The organism is Streptomyces sp. NPDC043952 (genome assembly GCF_056435325.1).
This window is the reverse complement of the sequence record NZ_JBWKES010000011.1, coordinates 203,247-226,844: the sequence shown is the minus strand read 5'-3', so window position 1 is coordinate 226,844 and position 23,598 is coordinate 203,247. Positions and strand designations below refer to the sequence as shown.

Here is a 23,598-nt window from a genome sequence, read left to right as displayed (position 1 = left end):
ATCTGGCGTTGACTTTTGGCACGCTGTTGAGTTCTCAAGGAACGGTCGCTTCCTTCGTACTCACCCTCTCGGGCTTTCCTCCGGGCTTCCCTTCGTGTTTCCGACTCTATCAGATCTTCGCGATCCGATTTCCTCGGTGCCTTCCGGTTCCCGCTCTCGCGTTTCCCTTTCCGGCGGTTCCGACTCTATCAGACCCTTTCGGTGTCTGACCCCCAGTCAGCGGGGCTTGTCTTCCCGGCCGTTGGGCCGTTCCGACGGGTGAGACTTTAGCGGATTCCGGGCCCCCGAGCTAATCGGGGGCTGCGTTCTTTCGAACGCGGATTCCTCATTTCGCGAATACGCACACCACAGAGTTCGACGCCGGGGCGTCGGAATGGGTGGTGCTCGCGGAATGGCTGTCCGGGGACCGACCGGAGTCGGCGCTCACGTCGGACAACTCGGAGTACCTTACGGATGGCCCCGAGGTGTGTCAACTGCCGGCCGGTCCCGCTCGGCCAGGGTCAGTCCTTCGTGCCGGAGGCCAGCTCGCGGCTGCGGTCCCTGGCGGCTTCCAGGGCGGCGATGAGGGCGGCGCGGACGCCGTGGTTCTCCAGCTCGCGGATAGCGTTGATCGTCGTACCGGCGGGGGAGGTGACGTTCTCCCGGAGCTTCACCGGGTGCTCGCCGCTGTCGCGGAGCATCACGGCGGCGCCGATGGCCGACTGGACGATGAGGTCGTGCGCCTTGTCGCGGGGCAGGCCGAGGAGGATGCCGGCGTCGGTCATGGCCTCGACCAGGTAGAAGAAGTACGCCGGGCCGGAGCCGGACAGGGCGGTGCAGGCGTCCTGCTGGCCCTCGGGCACGCGGAGCGTCTTGCCGACGGCGCCGAAGATGTCCTCCGCGGTGGCCAGGTGGTCCTGGGTCGCGTGGGTGCCGGCGGAGATGACGGACATGGCCTCGTCGACGAGGGCCGGGGTGTTCGTCATGACGCGGACCACCGGAGTGCCCTTGCCGAGGCGTTCCTCCAGGAAGGCGGTCGGGATGCCCGCGGCGCCGCTGATGACCAGGCGGTCGGCGGGGATGTGCGGGGCCAGTTCGTCCAGCAGGGCGCCCATGTCCTGCGGCTTCACCGTGAGGATCAGGGTGTCGGCGGACTTGGCGGCCTCGGTGTTACTGACCGGGGTGACTCCATGGCGGGCGCGGAGTTCTTCGGCGCGTTCGGGGCGGCGGGCGGTGACGAGGAGGTCGGCGGGGGCCCAACCGGCCCGGATCATCCCGCTGAGCAGGGCTTCGCCGATCTTGCCGGTGCCGAGTACTGCGACTTTCTGGGTCATGCGGATCAGTCTGGCACCGGCGGTTCGGCGCCGGGGTGCCGTCCGGTTGGCGGACGGTGGGGTCCGGGGCGGTGTTCTGGCCCGGTTTCGGGAGTGCTGTCGCATTGCCCGGCGGGGATGCGCGTCTGGCGTTCCGGTGGCCAGCAGGTGGCATTCAGCCGGCGTACACGCCGGCTCAAGATGGTGACGCCAGAGTCCCGCCTCGTGACTACTTCACACTCGCGTCCCGGCGTCGCCTCCGTGTGCGCCGCTGCTCTGACGCTTTCAGGACTGCTCGTCACAGGGATGGTCGCCGCCCAGCCCGCGGCCGCCGCGGACCCGGCCGGCTACCAGAACGTCCGGATCAACGAGGTCACCTCGTCGGGCGACGACACGGTGGAGCTGTACAACACCGGCTCGACCGCGGTGAGCATCAGCGGCTGGAAGGTGGCCGACGCCAGCTTCTCGCCGCAGTCGTTCAGCCCGTCCGCGAGCACCGTACCGGCCCACGGCTTCGTCACCTTCGACTCGCCCAAGGGGCTCGGCGACTCGGACAAGCTGGTGCTCTACACCTCCGGCGGCACCGTCGTCGACCGCGTCGAGTGGGCCACCGGCAAAGCGAAGCCGGCGATGGCGCGGTGCGGCGGGGACGGCACCGGCGCATGGGTCACCACGACCACGGCGACCACGTTCGGCGCCGCGAACGCCTCGGGCTGCGCCGCCTCGCTCCCGGCGGCGAGCCAGGTGCGGATCAACGAGGTCACCTCGGACGGCGCGGACACCGTGGAGCTCTACAACGGCGGTCCGAGCGCGGTCGCCATCGGATCGTGGAAGTACGTCGACAGCGACACCAGCCACACCCCGGCCTCGATCTCCGCTTCCTCCCCGAGCACGACCAGCATCCCCGCCGGCGGCTACGCCACGTTCGGCTCCACCCTCGGTCTGGGCGACAGCGACTCGGTTTTCCTCACCGACGGCAACGGAAACACCATCGACTCGGTGACCTGGGCGAGCGGTGGCGCCAAACCGTCGGACGAGCGCTGCGCCGACGGCACCGGCGCGTTCCAGACGTCCACGACCGCTTCCCCGGGGAGCGCGAACACCTGCCCCGGCGGCGGCAGTGGCAGTGGCGGCACGGGCCGGTTGCTGGGCGGTGGCGGCTCGCTCACCAGCGGCTGCGCCCCCGAGGCGCCCACCGGTACGGCCGCCACTCCGGCCGGCACCCTGGCGTGGCCGGGCGGGCAGGACGTCACGATCGCCGACAACGTGTGCGCCTTCACCACGTCCACCGGACCCGAGGGCCGTGACCTGAGCGGCCTGGCGTTCGACCCGGCGAACCCGTCGGTGCTGTGGGCGGTCAAGAACAAGAACTGGCTGTTCAAGCTGGTCAAGAGCGACGGCAAGTGGATCCCGGACCCGGCCTGGAGCGCGACCGGCAAGCAGATCCGCTTCCTGGGCGGTTCCGGCGAACCGGACTCCGAGGGCCTGACGGTCGGCGGCAACGGCCACCTCTACGTGACCTCCGAGCGGGACAACACGAACAACACGGTCCCCAAGGACACGATCATGGAGTTCGACCCGTCCGCCACCGGCTCGACGCTCACCCCGGTCCACCAGTGGGACATGACCGCGCAGTTCCCGCAGCTGAACACCGGCAGCAAGGACGACGCCAACCTGGGCTTCGAGGGCGTCGCGTACGTGCCGGACAGCTGGCTGACCGCGAACGGCTGGACCGACCCGCTCACCGGCGCCGCCTACAACCCGGCGGACTACCCGCTGCACGGCTCGGGCCTGTTCTTCGCCGGCCTGGAGTGGGACGGCACGCTGCACGCGTACGGCCTGAACTCCGACGGCACCTTCACCACGTTCGGCGCGATCTCCACGGGCAAGACCTCCGTGGTGGACGTGACGTTCGACGCCGGGACCCAGCGCATCGTCGCCACCTGCGACAACGCCTGCGGCGAGACCCACACCTTCCTGAAGGTCGACGCGGCGGGCTCGCTCGTCCCCGACGTGACCTACACCAACCCGGCCGTCATGCCCGTCGACAACCTGGAGGGCTTCGCGCTCGCACCGGCCTCCACCTGCGTCGCCGGCTCCCGCGAGGCCGTCTGGACCGACGACGGCATCTACGGCTTCGGCTCCGGAAGCTCGTCGTACGGACACGCCCTCTACAGCGGCACCTTCCCCTGCTGAACTCGCCGTTTCCGTCCCGCGGCTGCGGCCCCGTGTCCGCGGTGGCCCGGCGCCTGGTGGCCCTCAGTGTGTCCGGGCCACCAGGAGGAGCACGTCGTACGTCTCCTCGACCATGCCGTCGGGGAAGACCTTCAGGAGGTGGCCCCGCTCCTCGGTCAGGAAGGCGTCGCGGGCGGCGGCGTCCATGACGAGGAAGTGGGAGTGGCTGCCGATGTTGGCGAGGTGGGTGTCGAGGGGGACCCGGCGGCTCCAGCGCAGCTTGTGCTTGACGAAGTCGAGGCGGCCGCTGGGGTCGGCGAGGTCCACGCGGTCGTCGCGGTTGGCCTGCTGGGAGTCCATGCCGGCGGCGCGGTGCACGCGCTCGGACGCCGCCGCGGCCCACTCGATGTCCAGGGCGCTCCTGTTCCACCACAGAGCGAGCGTCCCGCCCGGCCGCAGCACGCGCAGCGCCTCCGGCACCGAGTGGGCCGGGTCGGTCCAGTGCCAGGACTGGGCGTAGGTGAGGAAGTCGAGGCCGGCGTCGGCGAGCGGGAGGGCGTTGCCGTTGCCGCGGACCAGGGGGATGTCCGGGTTGCCGCGGCGGAACTCGGCGGCCATGCCCTCGCCGGGCTCGACCGCGAGGACGTCCGCGCCGCGGGCGTGCAGCAGGCTCGTGGAAATGCCCGTGCCCGCGCCGACGTCCGCCACCCGCGCGCCGGCCAGCGAGCGGCCCGCCGCCTCCTCGACGGTGTCGAAGAGGGCGGGCGGGTAGGAGGGGCGGTTGGCGGCGTACTGGGCGGCGGCCGCGTTGAAGGAGTGGGCGCGGTCGGACTCGGCGGGTCGCGTGGTCGTCATACGGCCATGGTCGCCGGTGGGCGCCGGGTACGACAGCGGGATTGCCCGGTCTTCAGCGTTGGCGCTTCTTCTTCGCGGGGTTGCCGGAGCGGCGGGTGGTGCGCGCGGCGTGTTCGGCGCGGGCCTTCTCGTACTCCTCGCGGTGCAGCTTCTCGCCCGGAGCCTCGGTGAGGGAGCGGACGAAGTAGGCGGCGAGGGTGCCGACGAACCCGATGGCGAGCAGCCCGCGCAGGGACGCCTGGCGCTGCGGGTCCTGGCGCTTGCCGAAGCCGGCCAGGGTGTTGCCGAAGGCGAGCGCGGTGCAGATCGCGAACATGGCGACGACCAGGACGGTCACGAAGGCGCCGGTGTCGGCGATCTGGAGGCCCTGGAAGGCGAAGCGCAGCACGAGGCAGGAGGCGACCGCCGCGACGAGGGAGCCGACGGCGACACCGGCACGGCGGGCCGCGTAGCCGTCGTCGTGGTTCACCCAGGACGTGCCGAAGAAGCGCAGGGGCTCGGGCCGGGGTCCGCCGACGGATTGCTCCGGGGCGCGCGGGGCGCCGGTTTCGTCGCTCACGGGACGATTATGGCGCCGGACGCCGGTGGACTCGCGGCCGGGGCAACGGCGGGACAAGGGCAGGGGCGGGGGCGGGGGCGGGCAGTCGCCGGAGGGAAGCCCAGGTCGGCGCGCCCCGGCCCCGGAAACCTCGCCAGGCGCGTGTCAGCCGCAGCGGTCCGCCACGTAGCCGTCGCTGCCCGTGTGGACATACGCGTCCGCCACGAACTCGCCGTCGCTGATGTTGTCCCAGATGCTGGAGGTGCCGTACGTCCCGGTGACCGTGGTGCCGGAGGTCTGGCAGTAGATCGGGATCCGGGCGCCCTCGGCGAGGGTGCGGACGATGCCGTAGCCGGTGCCGGGGCCGCTGCGGACGTTGACGCGGACGCCCGGAGCGACGGAGTAGTAGCGGACGGACATGCGGATTCTCCCCCGTGAAGCCCCGCCGGAGGCGGGGAGCGACGAATGCGAACGGAGGTTAGCAAGCCGCCTCGGTCTCGTACGAGCCATCGACTAGGCTCCGTGCGTCGCGCGCGGACGAGGAGCACGGGGGGCGGTCCAGTCGATGACGCCACAGCGCAGCACCGGAGCAAGCGCGGAGAACGACATGCCCGAGTACGCCGGGCATTACCGCCTGGAGTCCCGGCTGGGCTCCGGCGGCATGGGCGTGGTCCACCTCGCCCGCAGCACGTCCGGGCTGCGGCTCGCGGTGAAGGTCGTGCACGCGGAGTTCGCGCGGGACCGGGAGTTCCGGGGCCGGTTCCGGCAGGAGGTGGCCGCGGCGCGCCGGGTCAGCGGTGCGTTCACCGCGCCCGTGGTGGACGCCGACCCGGAGGCGGCACGGCCCTGGATGGCCACGCTCTACATCCCCGGCCCGACCCTCTCCGAGCAGGTGAAGGAGCACGGACCGCTGGACGCCGGGCAGTTGCGGCGGCTGATGGCGGGACTCGCGGAGGCGTTGCGCGACATACACCGCGTGGGCGTGGTGCACCGGGACCTCAAGCCGAGCAACGTCCTGCTCGCCGAGGACGGCCCGAAGGTCATCGACTTCGGCATCTCCCGGCCCACGGACAGCGAACTGCGCACGGAGACCGGCAAGTTGATCGGCACGCCGCCGTTCATGGCGCCCGAGCAGTTCCGGCGGCCGCGGGAGGTGGGCCCCGCCGCGGACGTCTTCGCGCTGGGCTCGGTGCTGGTGCACGCGGCGACCGGGCGGGGGCCGTTCGACTCCGACAGCCCGTACATCGTCGCCTACCAGGTCGTCCACGACGAGCCCGATCTGTCGGGGGTGCCGGCGACTCTCGCGCCGCTGATCGAGCGCTGTCTGGCCAAGGACCCGGACGAGCGGCCGACGCCGGACGAGCTGATGCGGCAACTGCGGTCGGTGGCGGCGTCGTACGACACCCAGGCGTTCATACCGGCACAGCGCGGGGCGGGTCCGGCGGGTTCCGGGAGCAGTGACGTATCGGCGAAGGACCCGTGGGATACGGACCCGCCGGATACGGGCCCACGGGCTGCGGAGAGCGTGCAGTCGGAGACGAAGAGGCGCGCCCTGCGGCCCGGCCGGACCGCCGCCGTCGCGGCCGGGGTGCTCGCGCTGGTCGTCGGCGGGGCCCTCGCCTGGGTGCGGTGGCCCGGCGCCGACGCCCCCGCGGCGAAGGACCCGCGCACGGCGGCGGTCGGGTTCGCGGGGTGGCGTACGGTGCCGGTCGCCGGGCAGAGCGACGCGCCCCGGTGTGCCGTCGGCGCGGGCACGCTGTTGTGCGCCGGCGCGGGGCAGGCGTACGCGCTCGATCCGCGCGGTGGCCGGGTGCTGTGGCGGCACCCCTTCACGGGGGCGCGCTGGAGCGCGGCGCCCGCGGTGTCGGGCGGTCTCGCGCAGGTGCGCGACGCGGCCGGGAACGTGGTGGCCCTCGATCCGGAGACGGGCCGTACCCACTGGCGGCGCGCCCTGCCCGCGGGCGCCGGGACGCAGTACACGGACAGGACACTGCTGATCACCGCCGCCGACGGCACGGTCACGGGCGTGGACAGCGCGTCCGGTCGTACGAAGTGGAGCCGGCGGCTGCCGGGGACCGGCCGGCCGAGCGTCGACTGGTATCCGGGCGGCGCCGCCGCCTACGCCTCGACCACCTCCGCGGACGGCCGCAGCACACGGGTCGTCGCATTCGACCCGGAGACCGGCGCGGTGCGCTGGGACACGGTGCTGACCGGGCTGCTGCGACCGGTCGGCGCCGAGGACTCCGCCGTGTTCTTCCTGTCCGCCGACCCGGTGTACGGCGACACGGACGCGGTGGTCCGGTACGACGGCGCGTCCCGGACCGTACGACGGGTGCCGCTGCCCGCGCCCCGGCCGGACGCCCACGCCGTCGTGCGCCGGGGCGTGGTCTATCTGCTGGACGTCAACGGCGGCCTGGACGCCGTGGACGCCGGGGCCGGCAAGCGGCTGTGGCACCTGGAGACATCGGTGAGCCGGGGCTCGGCACTGGTCGCCGGGAACCGGTACCTGTACTTCTCGGCCGGTGACGGACGGCTGCTCGCCGTGGACGCGCGCGGCGGGCGGCTCGCGGGGCAGACGCCGGCCCGGCCGGGGGACGGCACCGGGCGGGTCGCGGCGCTGCGGGCCGCACCGGTGCGCGCCGCCCCGCAGGTGTACGCGACCGCCCCGGACGGTTCGGTGTTCGCCCTCGACGGGCGGGATCCGTCGGCCTGGTGACACGAAAGGGCGTCACGAGGGCATCGTGGGACGGTCAGCCCAGCTTGCTCGCGTCCCGCACCGCGCCCTTGTCCGCGCTGGTCGCCATCGCGGCGTAGGCGCGCAGCGCGGCGGTGACCTTGCGGTCGCGGTTCCTCGGCGCGTACACGCCGTTCAGGGCCTGCTCGCGGCGGGCCAGTTCGGCGTCGTCCACCAGCAGTTCGATGGTGCGGTTCGGGATGTCGATGCGGATGCGGTCACCGTCCTCGACCAGGGCGATGGTGCCGCCCGAGGCCGCCTCCGGGGAGGCGTGGCCGATGGACAGGCCCGAAGTGCCGCCGGAGAAGCGGCCGTCGGTGATCAGCGCGCAGCTCTTGCCGAGACCGCGGCCCTTCAGGTACGAGGTCGGGTAGAGCATCTCCTGCATGCCGGGGCCGCCCTTGGGGCCCTCGTAGCGGATGACGACGACGTCGCCCTCCTTGACCTCCTGGGTGAGGATGCGCTGGACGGCCTCCTCCTGGGACTCGCAGACCACGGCCGGGCCCTCGAAGGTCCAGATCGACTCGTCCACGCCGGCCGTCTTGACCACGCAGCCGTCGACGGCCAGGTTGCCGCGCAGCACCGCGAGGCCGCCGTCCTTGGAGTAGGCGTGCTCGGCGGAGCGGATGCAGCCGCCCTCGGCGTCGTCGTCCAGGGAGTCCCAGCGCTCGGACTGGGAGAAGGCCTCGGCGGAGCGGACGCAGCCGGGCGCCGCGTGCCACAGCTCGACGGCCTCGGGGGACGGGGAGCCGCCGCGCACGTCCCAGGTCTTGAGCCAGTCGTCGAGGGAGGGGCTGTGCACGGCGTGCACGTCCTCGTTCAGCAGGCCGGCGCGGTGCAGCTCGCCGAGGAGGGCGGGGATGCCGCCGGCGCGGTGCACGTCCTCCATGTAGTACGTACGGTTCTTGCCCACGTTCGGCGCGACCTTGGCGAGGCAGGGGACGCGGCGCGAGACGGCGTCGATCTGCTCCAGGCCGAAGGGGACCTCCGCCTCCTGGGCGGCGGCCAGCAGGTGCAGGATCGTGTTGGTGGAACCGCCCATCGCGATGTCCAGGGCCATGGCGTTCTCGAAGGCCTGGAAGGTGGCGACGGAGCGGGGCAGGACGGTCTCGTCGTCCTGCTCGTAGTAGCGCCGGGTGAGGTCCATGACCGTGCGGGCGGCGTTCACGTACAGCTGCTTGCGCGCGGTGTGGGTGGCGAGGACCGAGCCGTTGCCGGGCAGGGAGAGGCCGATGGCCTCGGTCAGGCAGTTCATCGAGTTGGCGGTGAACATACCGGAACAGCTGCCGCAGGTCGGGCAGGCGTTCTCCTCGATGCGCAGGATGTCGGCGTCGGAGACCTTGTCGTTGGCGGCTTCCGAGATGGCGTCGATCAGGTCGAGGGAGCGCACGGTGCCGTCGACCAGGGTGGCGCGGCCGGCCTCCATGGGGCCGCCGGAGACGAAGACCGTCGGGATGTTCAGGCGCAGGGCCGCCATCAGCATGCCCGGAGTGATCTTGTCGCAGTTGGAGATGCAGACCAGGGCGTCGGCGCGGTGGGCCTCGACCATGTACTCCACGGAGTCCGCGATCAGGTCGCGGGAGGGCAGCGAGTAGAGCATGCCGCCGTGGCCCATGGCGATGCCGTCGTCCACGGCGATGGTGTTGAACTCGCGCGGGATGCCGCCCGCCTCGGTGATCGCCTCGCTGACGATCCGGCCGACCGGCTGGAGGTGGGTGTGGCCCGGCACGAACTCGGTGAAGGAGTTGGCGACGGCGATGATCGGCTTACGGCCGATGTCCGCACCGGGTACACCGGAGGCGCGCATAAGGGCGCGGGCGCCCGCCATGTTGCGGCCGTGGGTGACTGTGCGGGACCTCAGCTCGGGCATCGTCGCTCGCTCCTTGATGGACAGTTCTGGCTTTCTCCGAGACTACGCCGGGGCTCCAAGGAATGGACACGCTTGTCCGGAATGCGGGACGGGCATTTCACCGGCGCCCGACCGGCGGCCGTGCTCGGGGGCGCCGGTCAGGCCGGGGGTGCCGGTCAGGGCTGGGTGAGGTGCTTCTGTACGACGGGCGCCACCCGCACGATGATCTCCTCCACGTCCGCCGAGGCCAGCGGCTCCAGCTTGAGGACGTAGCGCATCATGGCCGTACCCACGAGCTGGGCCGCGGCCAGCTCGGCGCGCAGCTCGGCATCCGGCAGGTCGAGGCGGGCGGCGACGCGGCGCACCAGCTGGGCGGCGACCAGGCGGCGGAAGACGGCGGCGGCGGTGTCGTTGGTGACGGCCGAGCGCAGGATCGCGAGCAGCGGGGCGCGGGTCGTGGGGTCCTCCCAGACGCCGAACACGAAGCGGGCCAGCCGCTCCCCCACCCCGTCCGGCGGGCCCTCGGCGAGGGCGTCCGGGGCGGCGAGGGCGGGGGCGAAGGCGACCTCGACGGCCGCCGCGAAGACCTGTTCCTTGGTGCCGAAGTAGTGGTGGACCAGCGCGGAGTCCACGCCGGCCGCCTTGGCGATCTGGCGTACGGAGGTCTTGTCGTACCCGCGCGCGGAGAATTCCTCGCGGGCGGCGGTGAGGATGCGGTCCCGCGTCCCGGCGGAGGCGGCGCGGGAGGGCCGGCCGCGGCGGCGGGGGGCCGGCTCGGTGGGGTCGGTGGGACTGCCGAGGTCCGTGGGGCCGGTGGGACCGGTCATCGGCGGGGAAGGCGGACGGCGGCGGCCAGGTGCTTGCGGGTGAAGGCGAGGGCCTCGGCGAGGTCGGCCTCGCGCTCGGCGCCGGACATCGCCCGCCGGGTGTTGACCTCGATGACGACATGGCCGGTGAAACCGGAGACGGTCAGATGCTCCAGCAGTTCGGCGCAGGGCTGATCGCCGCGCCCCGGCACCAGGTGCTCGTCCTTGGCCGAGCCGCGCCCGTCGGCGAGGTGGACATGGCCGAGCCGGTCGCCCATGCGGCCGATCATCTCCAGGGCGTCGGTACGGGCCGTCGCCGTATGGCTGAGGTCGATGGTGAAGTGCCGGTAGTCGTCCTGGCTGACGTCCCAGGCGGGGGCGTAGGCGAGCATCTCGCGGTCGCGGTAGCGCCACGGGTACATGTTCTCGACCGCGAACCGCACGTCCGTCTCGTCCGCCATCCGCCAGACGCCCGCGACGAAGTCCCGCGCGTACTGCCGCTGCCACCGGAACGGCGGGTGGACGACCACGGTGGAGGCGCCCAGCTTCTCGGCGGCGGCTCGGGCGCGGCGCAGCTTGGTCCACGGGTCGGTGGACCAGACGCGCTGGGTGATCAGCAGACACGGGGCGTGCACGGCGAGGACCGGGATGCCGTGGTAGTCCGAGAGGCGGCGCAGCGCGTCGATGTCCTGGCTGACGGGGTCGGTCCAGACCATGACCTCGACGCCGTCGTAGCCGAGGCGCGCGGCGATCTCGAAGGCCGTCGCCGTGGACTCCGGGTAGACGGAGGCTGTCGACAGCGCTACCGGGACGGTCGTTGGTTCAGCCACGTCCGCCACCTTAAGGGGTGGTGCGGTGAGGGTGCCGGGTGCCTGTTCGCCGGTGTGAGGTTTGCCATTTGGGCGGGCGCGGGTGCGTCCCGGTGACCCCGGCCGCGCGCCCCCGCGGACGCTCAGGCCGAGCCCATGTGGTCGAGGCGCCGCAGGATCACGCCCTCCCGCAGGGCCCACGGGCATATCTCCAGGCTCTCCACGCCGAACAGGTCCATCGCGCCCTCCGCCACCAGGGCGCCCGCGAGGAGCTGGGCCGCCCGGCCGTCGGAGACGCCCGGCAGTTCGGCGCGCTGGTCGATGGTCATGCCGGACAGGCGCGGCACCCAGGCTTCCAGGGACTCGCGTTTGAGTTCGCGCTGGACGTAAAGGCCCTCGGCGCTGCGGGCGGCACCGGCGATGCGGGCCAGCTGCTTGAAGGTCTTGGAGGTGGCGACGACATGGTCGGGGGCGCCGAAGCGGGCGAACTCGCCGACCGTGCGGGCGATCTCCGCGCGGACATGGCGGCGCAGGGCGCGTACGTCGTCCGGGGCGGGCGGGTCGCCGGGCAGCCAGCCGGCGGTGAGGCGGCCCGCGCCGAGCGGGAGGGAGGCGGCGGCGTCCGGCTCCTCGTCGATGCCGAAGGCGATCTCCAGGGAGCCCCCGCCGATGTCCAGGACCAGCAGCTTCCCGGCCGACCAGCCGAACCAGCGGCGTACGGCGAGGAAGGTGAGGCGGGCCTCCTCGGCGCCGGAGAGGACCTGGAGCCGTACGCCGGTCGCGTCGGCGACGCGGGCGAGGACCTCGTCGGCGTTGCTCGCCTCGCGGACCGCGGAGGTGGCGAAGGGCAGCAGGTCCTCGACGCCCTTGTCCTCGGCGGCCTGGAGGGCGTCCCGTACGACGTCGACGAGCTTCTCGATGCCGGCGTCGCCGATGGCACCGCTGTCGTCGAGGAGTTGGGCGAGCCGAAGGTCGGCCTTGTGCGAATGCGCGGGCAGCGGGCGCGCGCCGGGGTGGGCGTCCACCACCAGCAGATGCACCGTGTTCGAACCCACGTCCAGGACACCGAGTCTCATATACGGAACGCTACTGCCAGAACGCCGCTTGACGGTCCCCGGACCGGGGGCGGGACACTTACCCTGGACGGGTGCCAAAGACGAAAAAGGCAAAGTCCGCGAAAGCCGGTAAGACGGACAAGGCTCACAAGACCGCCAAAGCTGCCAAGGGGGCGAAGGTGAGCGACGAGCAGGGGCTCGACTTCGCGCGCGCGTGGGTGGAGTTTCCGGACCCGGCGGACGACGAGCAGGTCTTCCGCTGCGATCTGACCTGGCTGACCTCGCGCTGGAACTGCATCTTCGGCAGCGGCTGCCAGGGCATCAAGGCGGGGCGCGCGGACGACGGGTGCTGCACGCTGGGGGCGCACTTCTCCGACGAGGACGACGAGAAGCGGGTCGCCGGGCACGTGGCGCGGCTCACGCCGGACATCTGGCAGCACCACGCGGAGGGCACGCGGGACGGCTGGGTCTCCGAGGACGAGGAGGGATCCCGGCAGACGCGGCCCTTCCAGGGGTCGTGCATCTTCCAGAACCGGCCCGGTTTCGCGGGCGGCGCGGGCTGCTCGCTGCACATCCTCGCGCTCAGGGAGGGCCGGGAGCCGCTGGAGACCAAGCCGGACGTGTGCTGGCAGCTGCCGGTCCGCCGGACGTACGAGTGGATCGACCGGCCCGACGACACACGGGTGCTCCAGGTCTCCATCGGGGAGTACGACCGCAGGGGCTGGGGTCCCGGCGGCCACGACCTGCACTGGTGGTGCACCTCGGCCACGTCGGCGCACGGCGCGGGCGATCCGGTGTACGTCTCGTACCGGGCGGAACTGACGGAGCTGATGGGCAAGGAGGGCTACGACCGGCTGGCCGAGCTGTGCGAACAGCGCCTGTCGGCCCAGCTCCCCCTGCTGGCCCCCCACCCGGCCGACCCCACCCTCTGATCCACTCCCCCACCCCTAGCCCCCCGACGGAGTCGGTGTCCCGCTGTCCGTCGGGGTCGGCGTCGGCGGGGGCGTCGTGGACGGCGGGGGGTCGGTCGGGCTCGCCGGGGGTGTGGGCTGGGCGGTCGGCGGCGGGGTCGCCGGGGAGGTCGGGGCGGTGGTCGTCGGCGGTGCCGGAGCCCGGGTCGGGCGCGAGGGGGGCGGGCCGTAGCCGGTGATGGTCACCACGGCGCCGCCGGGCGCGAGGGAGATCCGGGCCTGCCAGGCCCCCCTGGGCTCGTGCAGGTGGTCGACGTACGCCTTCAGGGTGACGCTCTCGCCGGGGGCGAGGGTGCCCGAGGACCGGCTCAGATAGAGCCACGCGGAACCGGTGACGGCGGACCAGTGGACCGGGTCGGGCCCGGTGGCGGTCAGCGTGATCAGCGTGGTGTCGCCGTCGTTCGCCGCCGTCACCGACAGGCTCCCGGCCGAGCCGTCACCGGTGCCGGGCGCCGTGCTCAGCACCTTCACCGAGACATCCGGCTTGCCGTCCTTGCCCGCGCCCGGCTTCCGGCTCGCGCTGCCCGCGTTCTCGTACGCCCCGCCCGTGCCGTCCCCGCCGATCGCGTCCGGGCCCCGCTCCTCGCGCGCGGTGCCGGGACGGCCGTCCGGCTCCCCCGTCGGCGCGCCCCGGTACGCCGCCCACAGGGCCAGCACCGGGGCCGCCACCACCGTCGCCACCACGGTCGTCGTCACCGCGCGGGCGCGCAGCCGGTCGCGGCGGGCCGCGCGGTCGCCGGGGTCCATCGGGAAGCCCCGCCGGTCGAAGCGGGGCGCGTCCGCGACCTTCGCGCGGGGGCGCGGGACGAGGGCCGCGCGGGGCGCCGCCAGGACGGGCAGTTCGGCGGGGGTGACCGAGGTGCCGGGCCAGCGGCCGGGGGCCGCGCGTTCGGCACTGCGGCGGCAGCGCGGGCAGTCGTCGACGTGCCGGACCAGCTCGCGGCGGAGCGCGGTGCTGAGGATCAGCCTGCTGTCGCCGGTGAGATGGGCGACGCTCGGGCAGCCGCCGCGCTCCACCACGGCGAGCGCGGCCCGCGTGCGCTCGACCTCGCAGGCGGCCGTGGCGAGCAGATCGCGGGCGGCGGCCGGTGCCATGCCGAGGACGGCGGCGACCTCGGGGGCGGTCAGATGGTGCCGGACGGCGAGTTCCAGGGCCTCGCGCTGCTCGGGCGTGGTGCCGGCCGCCTCCGGCCAGGCGAGCAGGGACAGTTCACGGCGCCGGCGCTCCCGCACCTCCGGGGGGAGCGCGGGGTCGGGCGCCTGGGGCCCGGTCCCCTGCCCCTGGTCCGCGCGGCCCGCGCCGCCCGTATCGCCAGTACCGGCCGTACCGCCCGTGCGGCCCGCCGCGTGCGTGGCCTGGCGTTTCCGCTTCGCCTCGGCCAGTTTGCGCAGACACGCCCAGCGGGCCAGCGCGTACAGCCAGGCCCTGCGCTCGCCGTCGGCCGCGGGCGCGCGGTGGGCCCGCCGCTCGGCCAGGGCGAGGGCGTCGCGGAGCGCGGCGGTGGCCGCGTCGTGGTCGCAGAGCACGGACAGGCAGTAGGTGAACAGGCCGTCCACGTACGGCTCGTACGGCTCGTGCGGCTCGTGGCGGGTCGAGGCCCGCCGGGCGATGGTGCGGGCGGCGGCACGGTCCCGTGCCTCACGCGCCTCGCGTGCCCCCTGCGCCTCGTTGGCCTCACGTGACTCGAACACACCAGGCACTCGCGCCCCCTCGCGCGGTTCACGCCCCTCGCTCGCCTCTCGTGCTTCGCGCGCCGTGCCGTACGCCCGGTGCGCGCCGGTGCGGGTGGTGGTCTCCGGGCTGCTGCTCATCACCCGTGCGACCGTAGGCTGCGGGGCAGCGCCCGCTCCGGAGCCTTGAGCACTTTTAATCCGTACGGGTGAAACGATCCCTCATAAGGGGACACGAGCGCTGTGTCCCGTGGCCGGATTCCGCGGGCCGGCGAGCGCTGTCCGGCCACCCGATCGGCGGCCCCCGGTCCCGTTGTCAGTGCCGCGGGCTACGGTTTCCGCATGGCTGCCCGTACCAAGACCACCAAGGACCGTCCGTCCTACCGCTGCACCGAGTGCGGCTGGCAGACGGCCAAGTGGCTCGGCCGCTGCCCCGAGTGCCAGGCGTGGGGCACCGTCGAGGAGTACGGCGCGCCCGCGGTCCGCACCACGGCACCCGGCCGCGTCGTCACCTCCGCGCTGCCCATCGGCCAGGTCGACGGCCGGCAGGCCACCGCCCGCTCCACCGGGGTGCCCGAGCTGGACCGGGTGCTCGGCGGCGGGCTGGTGCCGGGCGCGGTGGTGCTGCTGGCGGGCGAGCCGGGCGTCGGCAAGTCCACCCTGCTGCTGGACGTGGCGGCCAAGGCGGCGAGCGAGGAGCACCGCACCCTCTATGTCACCGGGGAGGAGTCGGCGAGCCAGGTGCGGCTGCGCGCCGACCGCATCAACGCGCTGCACGACCAGCTGTATCTGGCCGCCGAGACCGATCTCTCCGCCGTCCTCGGGCACCTGGACGAGGTCAAGCCGTCCCTGCTGGTCCTCGACTCGGTGCAGACGGTCGCCTCCCCGGAGATCGACGGCGCGCCCGGCGGCATGGCCCAGGTCCGGGAGGTGGCCGGGGCGCTGATCCGCGCCTCCAAGGAGCGCGGCATGTCCACGCTGCTGGTCGGCCATGTCACCAAGGACGGCGCGATCGCGGGCCCCCGCCTGCTGGAGCACCTGGTGGACGTCGTCCTGCACTTCGAGGGCGACCGGCACGCCCGGCTCCGCCTGGTGCGCGGCGTGAAGAACCGGTACGGCGCGACGGACGAGGTCGGCTGCTTCGAGCTGCACGACGAGGGGATCACCGGCCTCGCCGACCCCAGCGGCCTCTTCCTGACCCGGCGCGACGAACCGGTGCCGGGCACCTGCCTGACCGTGACCCTGGAGGGCCGCCGCCCGCTGGTCGCGGAGGTGCAGGCGCTGACCGTGGACTCCCAGATCCCCTCCCCCAGGCGTACGACCTCGGGCCTGGAGACCTCCCGCGTGTCGATGATGCTGGCCGTGCTCGAACAGCGCGGCCGGATCAGCGCGCTCGGCAAGCGGGACATCTACTCGGCGACGGTCGGCGGCGTGAAGCTGTCCGAGCCCGCCGCCGACCTGGCCATCGCCCTCGCGCTGGCCTCCGCCGCGAGCGACACCCCGCTGCCGAAGAACCTGGTGGCCATCGGCGAGGTGGGTCTCGCCGGCGAGGTGCGGCGGGTCACCGGCGTGCAGCGCAGGCTCGCCGAGGCGCACCGGCTCGGCTTCACGCACGCGCTGGTGCCGGGCGATCCGGGGAAGGTCCCGGCGGGGATGAAGGTGCTGGAAGTCGCGGACATGGGGGACGCGCTGCGGGTGCTGCCCCGCTCCCGTCGCCGGGAGGCCCCGCGGGAGGCGGAGCAGCGCCGGTAGACTTTGCCCAGGTCTCGCCCGTCCGTACGAACCGAGTGCGGGCACGGGTGCGCGTGAGAACCCCCGACCGGAGGAGTGCAGTGGCAGCCAACGACCGGGCAGCAGCTCCCGGAAAGTCCGGTGGGAGTGCCGGTTCCGATGGCCTGATGCGCGCGGCGCTGAGCGCCGTGGCTCCCGGTACGGCCATGCGCGACGGCCTGGAGCGCGTGCTGCGCGGCAACACCGGCGGCCTGATCGTGCTCGGCTCCGACAAGACCGTCGAGGCGATGTGCACGGGCGGGTTCGTGCTGGACGTGGAGTTCGCCGCGACCCGGCTGCGGGAGCTGTGCAAGCTGGACGGCGGCATCGTGCTCTCCTCGGACCTGTCGAAGATCCTGCGCGCGGGCGTCCAGCTGGTCCCGGACCCGACCATCCCGACGGAGGAGACCGGCACCCGGCACCGTACGGCGGACCGGGTGAGCAAGCAGGTCGGCTTCCCCGTCGTCTCCGTCTCCCAGTCCATGCGGCTGATCGCGCTGTACGTGGACGGTCAGCGCCGGGTCCTGGAGGACTCGGCGGCGATCCTCTCCCGCGCGAACCAGGCGCTGGCCACGCTGGAGCGGTACAAGCTCCGCCTGGACGAGGTGGCGGGCACGCTGTCGGCGCTGGAGATCGAGGACCTGGTGACGGTGCGGGACGTGTCCGCCGTCGCGCAGCGTCTGGAGATGGTGCGCCGGATCGCCACCGAGATCGCCGAGTACGTGGTGGAGCTGGGCACCGACGGCCGTCTTCTCTCGCTCCAGCTGGAGGAGTTGATCGCGGGGGTCGAGCCGGACCGCGAGCTGGTGGTGCGGGACTACGTGCCCGAGCCGACGGCGAAGCGCTCCCGCACCGTGGAGGAGGCCCTGGCGGAGCTGGACGCGCTGACCCAGGCGGAGCTGATCGAGGTCGGCACGGTGGCGCGGGCGCTGGGCTACACCGGCTCGCCCGAGACCCTGGACTCCGCGGTGTCCCCGCGGGGCTTCCGGCTGCTGGCCAAGGTGCCGCGGCTGCCGGGGGCGATCATCGACCGGCTGGTGGAGCACTTCGGCGGGCTGCAGAAGCTGCTCGCGGCGAGTGTGGACGACCTCCAGACGGTGGACGGTGTGGGCGAGGCGCGGGCGAGGAGCGTGCGGGAGGGGCTCTCGCGGCTGGCGGAGTCCTCGATCCTGGAGCGGTACGTCTGATTTCCGGGGCCGAGAGGTCCGTTGGACTTTCGGGGGCGCCAGGTCCGTTGGACTTTCGGGGGCGCCAGGTCCGCTGGACTCTCGACGCCGACAGGTCCGTGGAGACGTGCGGGTCCGTCCGTGGTGCTCGCGCGGTTTCCCGCGCCCCTGGGGAACCGCCGTGCCGCCGCTGAGAAGTGCGGGCCCGCCGGCCGAAACTGCTAGTCCGCCGACAGCACGAAGGACGCCTGAAGCTTGCCGTACCCCGGTGTCTTCGCCTCCAGCAGGTACGTGCCCGGCTTCGCCGTGCCGCTCGGCGGGGTCGCGCAGTGGGCGGCGCTCGGGTGGCGGTCCCACTTCACCGTGTACGTGATGGACTTGCCGGCCGGTACCCGGAACAGCAGGTGGCCCGCGCCCTTGGGGCAGTCGGCGGAGGACCAGAAGGGGTGGTCGCCATCGGCCGGGGTGATGGTCAACACCGCGTTCTGCGGCCCGAGATCGACCTTGCAGTCGGCGGACGACGTGTTCCTCGCGGTCAGTTCGAACGCCGGCGTCTGGTCCGGCGAGTAGGAGTTGTCCAGGCTGCGCAGGCCCAACGACACCGCTCCGGAAGTGCAGTTGGCCAGTGCGGAGGAGCCGGGCAGCGCGTCGCCCGCGGCCACCGCCCCGCCGCCCGCTGCGGACGAGCCGCCCGAACCGGCCGACCCGCCCGAGCCCGAACCGGAGTCCCCGGCACCGGAGGACCCGGCACCCTGATCCGGACCGGACCCGGAACCGGCGGACCCCGACCCCGAGTCCGCTCCCCCCGACTCGTCCCGCCCGCCCGGATGTTGGCTGTACGCGGGACCCGAGCCCGACGGCCCCGGAGTGATCGTGTTCGTGGGGTTCTTGCCGCCGGACGCGCTGGTCCCCTTCTTCCCGCCTCCGCCGCCCCCCGCGGTGATGATCCACACGATCAGCAGCGCCGAGACGACGACCACCGACAGCAGTACGACCCTCCTGCGCCAGTAGATGGAGGAGGGAAGCGGCCCGACCGGATTGCGCAGAGATCCCACGCCCAAACTCTACGAGAGTTCGGCGCGCGGCCTTGCCCCACCCGCCGACCACGCGGCAACTTTTCCGGATCATCATTCCGGTAACTGCCCGTGCAGGCACGGTTCTTCAGCGTCCGGCACGCTGAGTGACGGCCTGGTCACCCGCGCCACCCCGCGCGGCGTGGCAGGATCGGAAGGCCATGACCGAGAAACTCCACGCCCCCGTGATCGCCTGGTTCGACGCCCATGCCCGCGACCTCCCCTGGCGCCGCCCTCAGGCGGGCGCGTGGGGCGTGATGGTCAGCGAGTTCATGCTTCAGCAGACCCCGGTGAACCGGGTGCTGCCCGTCTACGAGCAGTGGCTCGCCCGCTGGCCGCGCCCCGCCGACCTGGCGAAGGAGGCGCCCGGCGAGGCGGTGCGCGCCTGGGGCCGGCTCGGCTATCCGCGCCGCGCGCTGCGGCTGCACGGCGCCGCGGTCGCCATAACGGAACGGCACGGCGGCGACGTACCGACGGAACACGCGCAGCTGCTCGCGCTGCCCGGCATCGGCGAGTACACGGCCGCCGCGGTGGCCTCGTTCGCCTACGGGCAGCGGCACCCGGTGCTGGACACGAATGTGCGAAGGGTGCTGGCACGGGCGGTGACGGGCGTGCAGTACCCGCCGAACGCGACAACCGCGGCCGAGCGGCGGCTGGCCCGCGAACTGCTGCCCGAGGACGAGCGGACGGCCGCGCGCTGGGCCGCCGCCTCCATGGAGCTGGGCGCGCTGGTGTGCACCGCGAAGAACGAGGGGTGCGCGCGCTGCCCGATCGCCGCGCAGTGCGCCTGGCGGCAGGCGGGCAAGCCCGAGCACCAGGGGCCGCCGCGGCGCGGGCAGACGTACGCCGGCACGGACCGGCAGGTGCGCGGCAAGCTGCTCGCCGTGCTGCGGGAGGCGCACGCGCCGGTGCCGCAGGCACTGCTCGACCGGGTGTGGCACGAGCCGGTGCAGCGGGCCCGCGCGCTGGACGGGCTGGTGGCCGACGGTCTGGTGGAGCCGCTGCCGGGCGGTCTGTACCGGCTGCCGCTGACCTGACCCACAGCCAGATCACAGCGCGTCCCCCACTGTTACGGCGCCCTCTGCCCAACCCGACTACTGCAAAAGCCTCATAACTGGATATAAGGGCTGCCCTCTCTACCCCGTTCCTACGGCCGTTACACAACCGACGGATAGCCGATTGCCAGCCGAAGGCTGGTTCGCACAGCCCCGTGACAACGACTGCCTAACTTCGTTTCCGTGCCCGACAGACCACGGGCCGGCAGGACAGCGGGACTTCGGCGGGGGCCGGAGCACACGGGGAACGGAGGCGGTTGAACATGGCGCAGGGCGAGGTGCTCGCATTCGAGGAGTACGTCCGCACGCGACAGGACGCGCTGCTGCGCAGTGCGCGCCGGCTGGTGCCGGACCCCGTGGACGCGCAGGACCTGCTCCAGACCGCGCTGGTGCGGACGTACGGCCGCTGGGACGGCATCGCCGACAAGCGGCTCGCCGACGCCTATCTGCGCCGGGTCATGATCAACACGCGTACCGAGTGGTGGCGGGCCCGCAAGCTGGAGGAGGTCCCCACCGAGCAGCTGCCGGACGCCAGCGTGGACGACTCCACCGAGCAGCACGCCGACCGGGCCCTGCTGATGGACATCCTGAAAGTCCTCGCCCCCAAGCAGCGCAGCGTCGTGGTGCTGCGACACTGGGAGCAGATGTCCACCGAGGAGACGGCCGCGGCCCTGGGCATGTCGGCCGGTACGGTCAAGAGCACGCTGCACCGGGCGCTCGCCCGGCTCCGCGAGGAGCTGGAGGCCCGCGACCTGGACGCACGGGCGCTGGAGCGTGAGGAGCGGGAGCGTTGCGCGGCCTGACAGGGCCCGGGCCCAACCGGGCCCGTGGGAGTTGGCTGGCGGTGATCGCGGCGGTGGCCTCGGTCACCGCCCTCGCCCTTTTCGTCGCAGCGTGCGGCACGGGCGGCCTGGGCGCACGGGACGAGGGCCCGGCGCACGCGTCGGCGGTGGCCGGTGCCATGGCCTCGCCGGCACCCTCGCCGAGCGATCCGGACAAGTACCGGAAGGTGGACGCCGTCCAGCTGCTCAAGAACGATCCGGCGGTGTCCGCCACCGTCAAGCGGGAGCTCAAGCCGTGCAGCGGCAACGAGTACCCGGTGGACGTCAGTTACGGCGACCTGACCGGCTCCCCGGTGGACGACGTCGTGATCAACGTGCTGACCTGCGCGGACGCGGTCGGGATCGGCTCGTACGTCTACCGGGACGACGCCGGGACCTTCACGAACGTCTTCCGCACCGAGGAATCGCCGGTCTACGCCGAGATCGATCAGGGCCGGCTGTCGGTGACCAGGCAGTATTACGAGAAGGGCGATCCCATCTCCAGCCCGTCCGGTGAGATCGTGACACCGTACAGCTGGAAGGCGGGACGGTTCACACCGGGCAAGAGCGTGCGCAACGAGTACAGCAAGTCGGCCGGGCAGGCCCCGACGCCCGTGCCGGACAGCTGAACCGCGCTCCGACCGGACCACCAGCACTTCACGAGGACAGAGAGCACCGGGATGGCAGACCAGACCCACGTTCTGTTCGTCGAGGACGACGACGTCATCCGCGAGGCCACGCAGCTCGCCCTGGAGCGGGACGGCTTCGCGGTCACCGCCATGCCCGACGGCCTGTCGGGCCTGGAGGCGTTCCGCGCGAACCGCCCGGACATCGCCCTGCTCGACGTGATGGTGCCGGGCCTCGACGGGGTCAGCCTGTGCCGCCGGATCCGGGACGAGTCGACGGTCCCGGTGATCATGCTGTCGGCGCGCGCCGACTCCATCGACGTCGTCCTCGGCCTGGAGGCGGGCGCGGACGACTATGTGACCAAGCCGTTCGACGGTGCCGTACTGGTCGCCCGGATCCGGGCGGTGCTGCGCCGCTTCGGGCACGCCGGCGGCTCCGCGCACTCTGAGGAGCCCGCGTCCGCGGTGCAGGGCGGCACGCTGACCTTCGGCGATCTTCGGATCGACACCGACGGCATGGAGGTGAGCCGGGCCGGTCAGCCGGTGGCGCTCACCCCGACGGAGATGCGGCTGCTGCTGGAGTTCTCCTCCGCGCCCGGCACCGTGCTCTCCCGCGACAAGCTGCTGGAGCGGGTGTGGGACTACGGCTGGGGCGGGGACACCCGCGTGGTCGACGTCCATGTGCAGCGGCTGCGGCAGAAGATCGGCCAGGACCGCATCGAGACGGTCCGCGGCTTCGGCTACAAGCTGAAGGCCTGAACGGAGCGGCATGCGGGGGTTTCTGCGCCACCCGGTCCGGCGCATGGAGCGCGTGGGCCTGCACACCGGCATCCGGTGGAAGCTCAGTGCGGCGATCGCGCTGGTCGCCGGGCTCGTGGCGATCGCGCTGAGCCTGGTCGTGCACAACGCGGCCCGCGTCTCGATGCTGGACAACGCGCGCGACCTGGCCAATGACCGGGTCCAACTGGCCCAGCGCAACTACGAGTTGTACGGGCGGACGAACTTCCCGAACATAAAGATCGACGATCCGGGGATACCGCCGGCGGTGCGCGAGAAGGTGATGGCCGGGCGCCGGGCGAGCGATGTCTCCGACCGCGGCTCGGGGCCGCCGGACATCTGGGCGGCGGTACCGGCCAAGGACGGGCATGTGCTGTCGCTGCACAGCCACTTCCCGGACCGCTCCATGGACGTGATGAAGGACCTGGACCAGGCCCTGGTCATCGGGTCCATCGCGGTCGTCCTCGGCGGCAGCGCGCTCGGCGTGCTGATCGGCGGGCAGCTCTCCGGCCGGCTGCGCAAGGCCGCGGCCGCGGCGAACCGGGTCGCGCGGGGCGAGACCGAGGTACGGGTGCGGGAGGCCATCGGCGGGGTCGTACGGGACGAGACCGACGACCTCGCGCGCGCGGTGGACGCGATGGCGGACGCGCTGCGCCAGCGCCTGGAGGCCGAGCGGCGGGTCACCGCGGACATCGCACACGAGCTGCGCACGCCGGTGACGGGGCTGCTGACGGCCGCCGAGCTGCTGCCGCCGGGCCGGCCCACGGAGCTGGTCCTGGACCGGGCGAAGGCGATGCGCACGCTGGTGGAGGACGTGCTGGAGGTGGCCCGCCTGGACAGCGCCTCGGAGCGGGCCGAGCTCCAGGACATCATGCTGGGCGAGTTCGTCACGCGGCGGGTGGCGGCGAAGGATCCGGACGTCGTCGTACGGGTGGTGCACGAGTCGGAGGTGACGACGGACCCGCGCCGCCTCGAACGTGTGCTGTTCAACCTGCTGGCCAACGCCGCGCGGCACGGACGGCCGCCGATCGAGGTGAGCGTCGAGGGCCGGGTGATCCGGGTCCGCGACCACGGCCCCGGCTTCCCCGAGGAGCTCCTGGCGGAGGGCCCGAGCCGCTTCCGCACCGGCAGCATGGACCGCGCCGGCCAGGGCCACGGCCTGGGCCTGACCATCGCCGCGGGCCAGGCCCGCGTCCTCGGCGCGCGCCTCACCTTCCGCAACATCCGCCCCACGGGCGTCCCGGCGGACCTCCCGGCGGAGGGCGCGGTGGCGGTGCTGTGGCTGCCGGAGCATGCGCCGACGAATACGGGGAGTTATCCGATGCTGCCGTTGAGCGGGAGCGCCGGGTGAGTGAGGGCGCCGGTTGAATGGGGGGCGCCGGTTGAGTGGGGGCGGTTCGGTTCGTCGTCGGCCGCGGGCCGGTGGGGGTCGTTCGCGCAGTTCCCCGCGCCCCTTTCGGGGCATTGCGGTGCCCCGGTACTTCAACGGCCACGGTCCTCGCAACTCCCACAGATCGCGGGTGTTGCGAGGACCGTTAGAACCCAAGGACACCGC

At 73.0% G+C, this 23,598-nt stretch carries 20 protein-coding genes; 10 read left to right on the top strand and 10 right to left on the bottom strand.

What is annotated here, in order from left to right:
- Positions 1 to 500: 500 nt before the first annotated feature.
- The gene (gene proC / locus AC069R_RS16100; protein ID WP_478767407.1) at positions 501 to 1,313 is read right to left on the bottom strand and encodes a pyrroline-5-carboxylate reductase; all 813 of its coding nucleotides are present in this window, start codon (positions 1,311 to 1,313) and stop codon (positions 501 to 503) included.
- A gap of 204 nt (positions 1,314 to 1,517) precedes the next feature.
- Here proC and AC069R_RS16095 point away from each other — a divergent pair, with 204 nt between their 5' ends.
- Positions 1,518 to 3,488: a lamin tail domain-containing protein gene (locus tag AC069R_RS16095; RefSeq protein WP_478767406.1), complete on the top strand. Its 1,971-nt coding sequence runs from the start codon at positions 1,518 to 1,520 to the stop codon at positions 3,486 to 3,488.
- 63 nt (positions 3,489 to 3,551) lie between these two features.
- Here AC069R_RS16095 and AC069R_RS16090 read toward each other — a convergent pair whose 3' ends face one another.
- The 3 genes from AC069R_RS16090 to AC069R_RS16080 all read right to left on the bottom strand — a co-directional run bounded on the left by AC069R_RS16090 (position 3,552) and on the right by AC069R_RS16080 (position 5,280).
- Positions 3,552 to 4,322 (bottom strand): class I SAM-dependent methyltransferase, encoded by a 771-nt coding sequence (locus AC069R_RS16090; protein ID WP_478767405.1) that lies wholly within the window; start codon positions 4,320 to 4,322, stop codon positions 3,552 to 3,554.
- 52 nt (positions 4,323 to 4,374) lie between these two features.
- Positions 4,375 to 4,881: an EamA/RhaT family transporter gene (locus AC069R_RS16085; RefSeq protein ID WP_478767404.1), complete on the bottom strand. Its 507-nt coding sequence runs from the start codon at positions 4,879 to 4,881 to the stop codon at positions 4,375 to 4,377.
- Positions 4,882 to 5,025: 144 nt separating this feature from the next.
- A complete protein-coding gene (locus AC069R_RS16080) occupies positions 5,026 to 5,280 on the bottom strand; it encodes a peptidase (RefSeq protein WP_397984690.1) in 255 nt (84 codons plus the stop codon).
- Between the two features lie 145 nt (positions 5,281 to 5,425).
- Here AC069R_RS16080 and AC069R_RS16075 point away from each other — a divergent pair, with 145 nt between their 5' ends.
- On the top strand, positions 5,426 to 7,576 hold the full coding sequence (locus AC069R_RS16075) for a protein kinase domain-containing protein (RefSeq protein ID WP_478767403.1): 2,151 nt from the start codon (positions 5,426 to 5,428) through the stop codon (positions 7,574 to 7,576).
- Positions 7,577 to 7,610: 34 nt separating this feature from the next.
- Here AC069R_RS16075 and ilvD read toward each other — a convergent pair whose 3' ends face one another.
- From ilvD to AC069R_RS16055, 4 genes are all read right to left on the bottom strand, one after another.
- Complete coding sequence (gene ilvD / locus AC069R_RS16070; RefSeq protein ID WP_478767402.1) at positions 7,611 to 9,464, bottom strand: dihydroxy-acid dehydratase; 1,854 nt, start codon at positions 9,462 to 9,464, stop codon at positions 7,611 to 7,613.
- Between the two features lie 155 nt (positions 9,465 to 9,619).
- Positions 9,620 to 10,270, bottom strand: coding sequence for a TetR/AcrR family transcriptional regulator (locus tag AC069R_RS16065; RefSeq protein ID WP_478767401.1), 651 nt, complete (start codon positions 10,268 to 10,270; stop codon positions 9,620 to 9,622).
- On the bottom strand, positions 10,267 to 11,079 hold the full coding sequence (locus AC069R_RS16060; protein WP_478767400.1) for a sugar phosphate isomerase/epimerase family protein: 813 nt from the start codon (positions 11,077 to 11,079) through the stop codon (positions 10,267 to 10,269). Before AC069R_RS16060 ends, AC069R_RS16065 begins: the two co-directional genes overlap by 4 nt.
- 122 nt (positions 11,080 to 11,201) lie before the next feature.
- Positions 11,202 to 12,134, bottom strand: coding sequence for a Ppx/GppA family phosphatase (locus tag AC069R_RS16055; protein WP_478767399.1), 933 nt, complete (start codon positions 12,132 to 12,134; stop codon positions 11,202 to 11,204).
- 71 nt (positions 12,135 to 12,205) lie between these two features.
- Between AC069R_RS16055 and AC069R_RS16050 the strand changes: the two genes are divergently transcribed.
- Positions 12,206 to 13,045, top strand: coding sequence for a DUF3109 family protein (locus tag AC069R_RS16050; RefSeq protein WP_478767398.1), 840 nt, complete (start codon positions 12,206 to 12,208; stop codon positions 13,043 to 13,045).
- Between the two features lie 15 nt (positions 13,046 to 13,060).
- Here the strand turns inward: AC069R_RS16050 and AC069R_RS16045 are convergent, their stop codons facing one another.
- Positions 13,061 to 14,896 (bottom strand): BACON domain-containing protein, encoded by a 1,836-nt coding sequence (locus tag AC069R_RS16045; protein WP_478767397.1) that lies wholly within the window; start codon positions 14,894 to 14,896, stop codon positions 13,061 to 13,063.
- Positions 14,897 to 15,097: 201 nt separating this feature from the next.
- On the opposite strand from AC069R_RS16045, the gene radA reads away from it, so the two are divergent.
- Positions 15,098 to 16,507 carry a DNA repair protein RadA gene (radA, locus tag AC069R_RS16040; RefSeq protein ID WP_397984698.1) on the top strand — a complete coding sequence of 470 codons (1,410 nt, stop codon included), beginning with the start codon at positions 15,098 to 15,100 and terminating at the stop codon, positions 16,505 to 16,507.
- Positions 16,508 to 16,587: 80 nt separating this feature from the next.
- Positions 16,588 to 17,712 carry a DNA integrity scanning diadenylate cyclase DisA gene (gene disA, locus AC069R_RS16035; RefSeq protein WP_397984699.1) on the top strand — a complete coding sequence of 375 codons (1,125 nt, stop codon included), beginning with the start codon at positions 16,588 to 16,590 and terminating at the stop codon, positions 17,710 to 17,712.
- A gap of 200 nt (positions 17,713 to 17,912) precedes the next feature.
- On the opposite strand, the gene AC069R_RS16030 is transcribed toward disA, so the two are convergent.
- Positions 17,913 to 18,746, bottom strand: a complete 834-nt coding sequence (locus AC069R_RS16030; protein ID WP_478767396.1) for a hypothetical protein — start codon at positions 18,744 to 18,746, stop codon at positions 17,913 to 17,915.
- Positions 18,747 to 18,925: 179 nt separating this feature from the next.
- On the opposite strand from AC069R_RS16030, the gene AC069R_RS16025 reads away from it, so the two are divergent.
- The 5 genes from AC069R_RS16025 to cseC all read left to right on the top strand — a co-directional run bounded on the left by AC069R_RS16025 (position 18,926) and on the right by cseC (position 23,394).
- A complete protein-coding gene (locus AC069R_RS16025; protein WP_397984701.1) occupies positions 18,926 to 19,801 on the top strand; it encodes an A/G-specific adenine glycosylase in 876 nt (291 codons plus the stop codon).
- A 281-nt stretch (positions 19,802 to 20,082) separates the two neighbouring features.
- The gene (locus AC069R_RS16020) at positions 20,083 to 20,622 is read left to right on the top strand and encodes a SigE family RNA polymerase sigma factor (RefSeq protein WP_397984702.1); all 540 of its coding nucleotides are present in this window, start codon (positions 20,083 to 20,085) and stop codon (positions 20,620 to 20,622) included.
- A 41-nt stretch (positions 20,623 to 20,663) separates the two neighbouring features.
- Positions 20,664 to 21,269, top strand: a complete 606-nt coding sequence (locus AC069R_RS16015; protein WP_478767395.1) for a hypothetical protein — start codon at positions 20,664 to 20,666, stop codon at positions 21,267 to 21,269.
- Positions 21,270 to 21,320: 51 nt separating this feature from the next.
- The gene (gene cseB, locus AC069R_RS16010; RefSeq protein WP_478767394.1) at positions 21,321 to 22,025 is read left to right on the top strand and encodes a two-component system response regulator CseB; all 705 of its coding nucleotides are present in this window, start codon (positions 21,321 to 21,323) and stop codon (positions 22,023 to 22,025) included.
- Between the two features lie 10 nt (positions 22,026 to 22,035).
- Positions 22,036 to 23,394, top strand: a complete 1,359-nt coding sequence (gene cseC, locus AC069R_RS16005; protein WP_478767393.1) for a two-component system sensor histidine kinase CseC — start codon at positions 22,036 to 22,038, stop codon at positions 23,392 to 23,394.
- The last annotated feature ends 204 nt before the right edge of the window (positions 23,395 to 23,598 follow it).

Coding starts and splice junctions, on each gene's coding strand:
- proC (WP_478767407.1), bottom strand. CDS start 1,313: ATGACCCAGAAAGTCGCAGTACTCGGCACCGGCAAGATCGGCGAAGCC.
- AC069R_RS16090 (WP_478767405.1), bottom strand. CDS start 4,322: ATGACGACCACGCGACCCGCCGAGTCCGACCGCGCCCACTCCTTCAAC.
- AC069R_RS16080 (WP_397984690.1), bottom strand. CDS start 5,280: ATGTCCGTCCGCTACTACTCCGTCGCTCCGGGCGTCCGCGTCAACGTC.
- AC069R_RS16075 (WP_478767403.1), top strand. CDS start 5,426: ATGACGCCACAGCGCAGCACCGGAGCAAGCGCGGAGAACGACATGCCC.
- ilvD (WP_478767402.1), bottom strand. CDS start 9,464: ATGCCCGAGCTGAGGTCCCGCACAGTCACCCACGGCCGCAACATGGCG.
- AC069R_RS16065 (WP_478767401.1), bottom strand. CDS start 10,270: ATGACCGGTCCCACCGGCCCCACGGACCTCGGCAGTCCCACCGACCCC.
- AC069R_RS16055 (WP_478767399.1), bottom strand. CDS start 12,134: ATGAGACTCGGTGTCCTGGACGTGGGTTCGAACACGGTGCATCTGCTG.
- AC069R_RS16045 (WP_478767397.1), bottom strand. CDS start 14,896: ATGAGCAGCAGCCCGGAGACCACCACCCGCACCGGCGCGCACCGGGCG.
- radA (WP_397984698.1), top strand. CDS start 15,098: ATGGCTGCCCGTACCAAGACCACCAAGGACCGTCCGTCCTACCGCTGC.
- AC069R_RS16025 (WP_397984701.1), top strand. CDS start 18,926: ATGACCGAGAAACTCCACGCCCCCGTGATCGCCTGGTTCGACGCCCAT.
- AC069R_RS16020 (WP_397984702.1), top strand. CDS start 20,083: ATGGCGCAGGGCGAGGTGCTCGCATTCGAGGAGTACGTCCGCACGCGA.
- cseB (WP_478767394.1), top strand. CDS start 21,321: ATGGCAGACCAGACCCACGTTCTGTTCGTCGAGGACGACGACGTCATC.
- cseC (WP_478767393.1), top strand. CDS start 22,036: ATGCGGGGGTTTCTGCGCCACCCGGTCCGGCGCATGGAGCGCGTGGGC.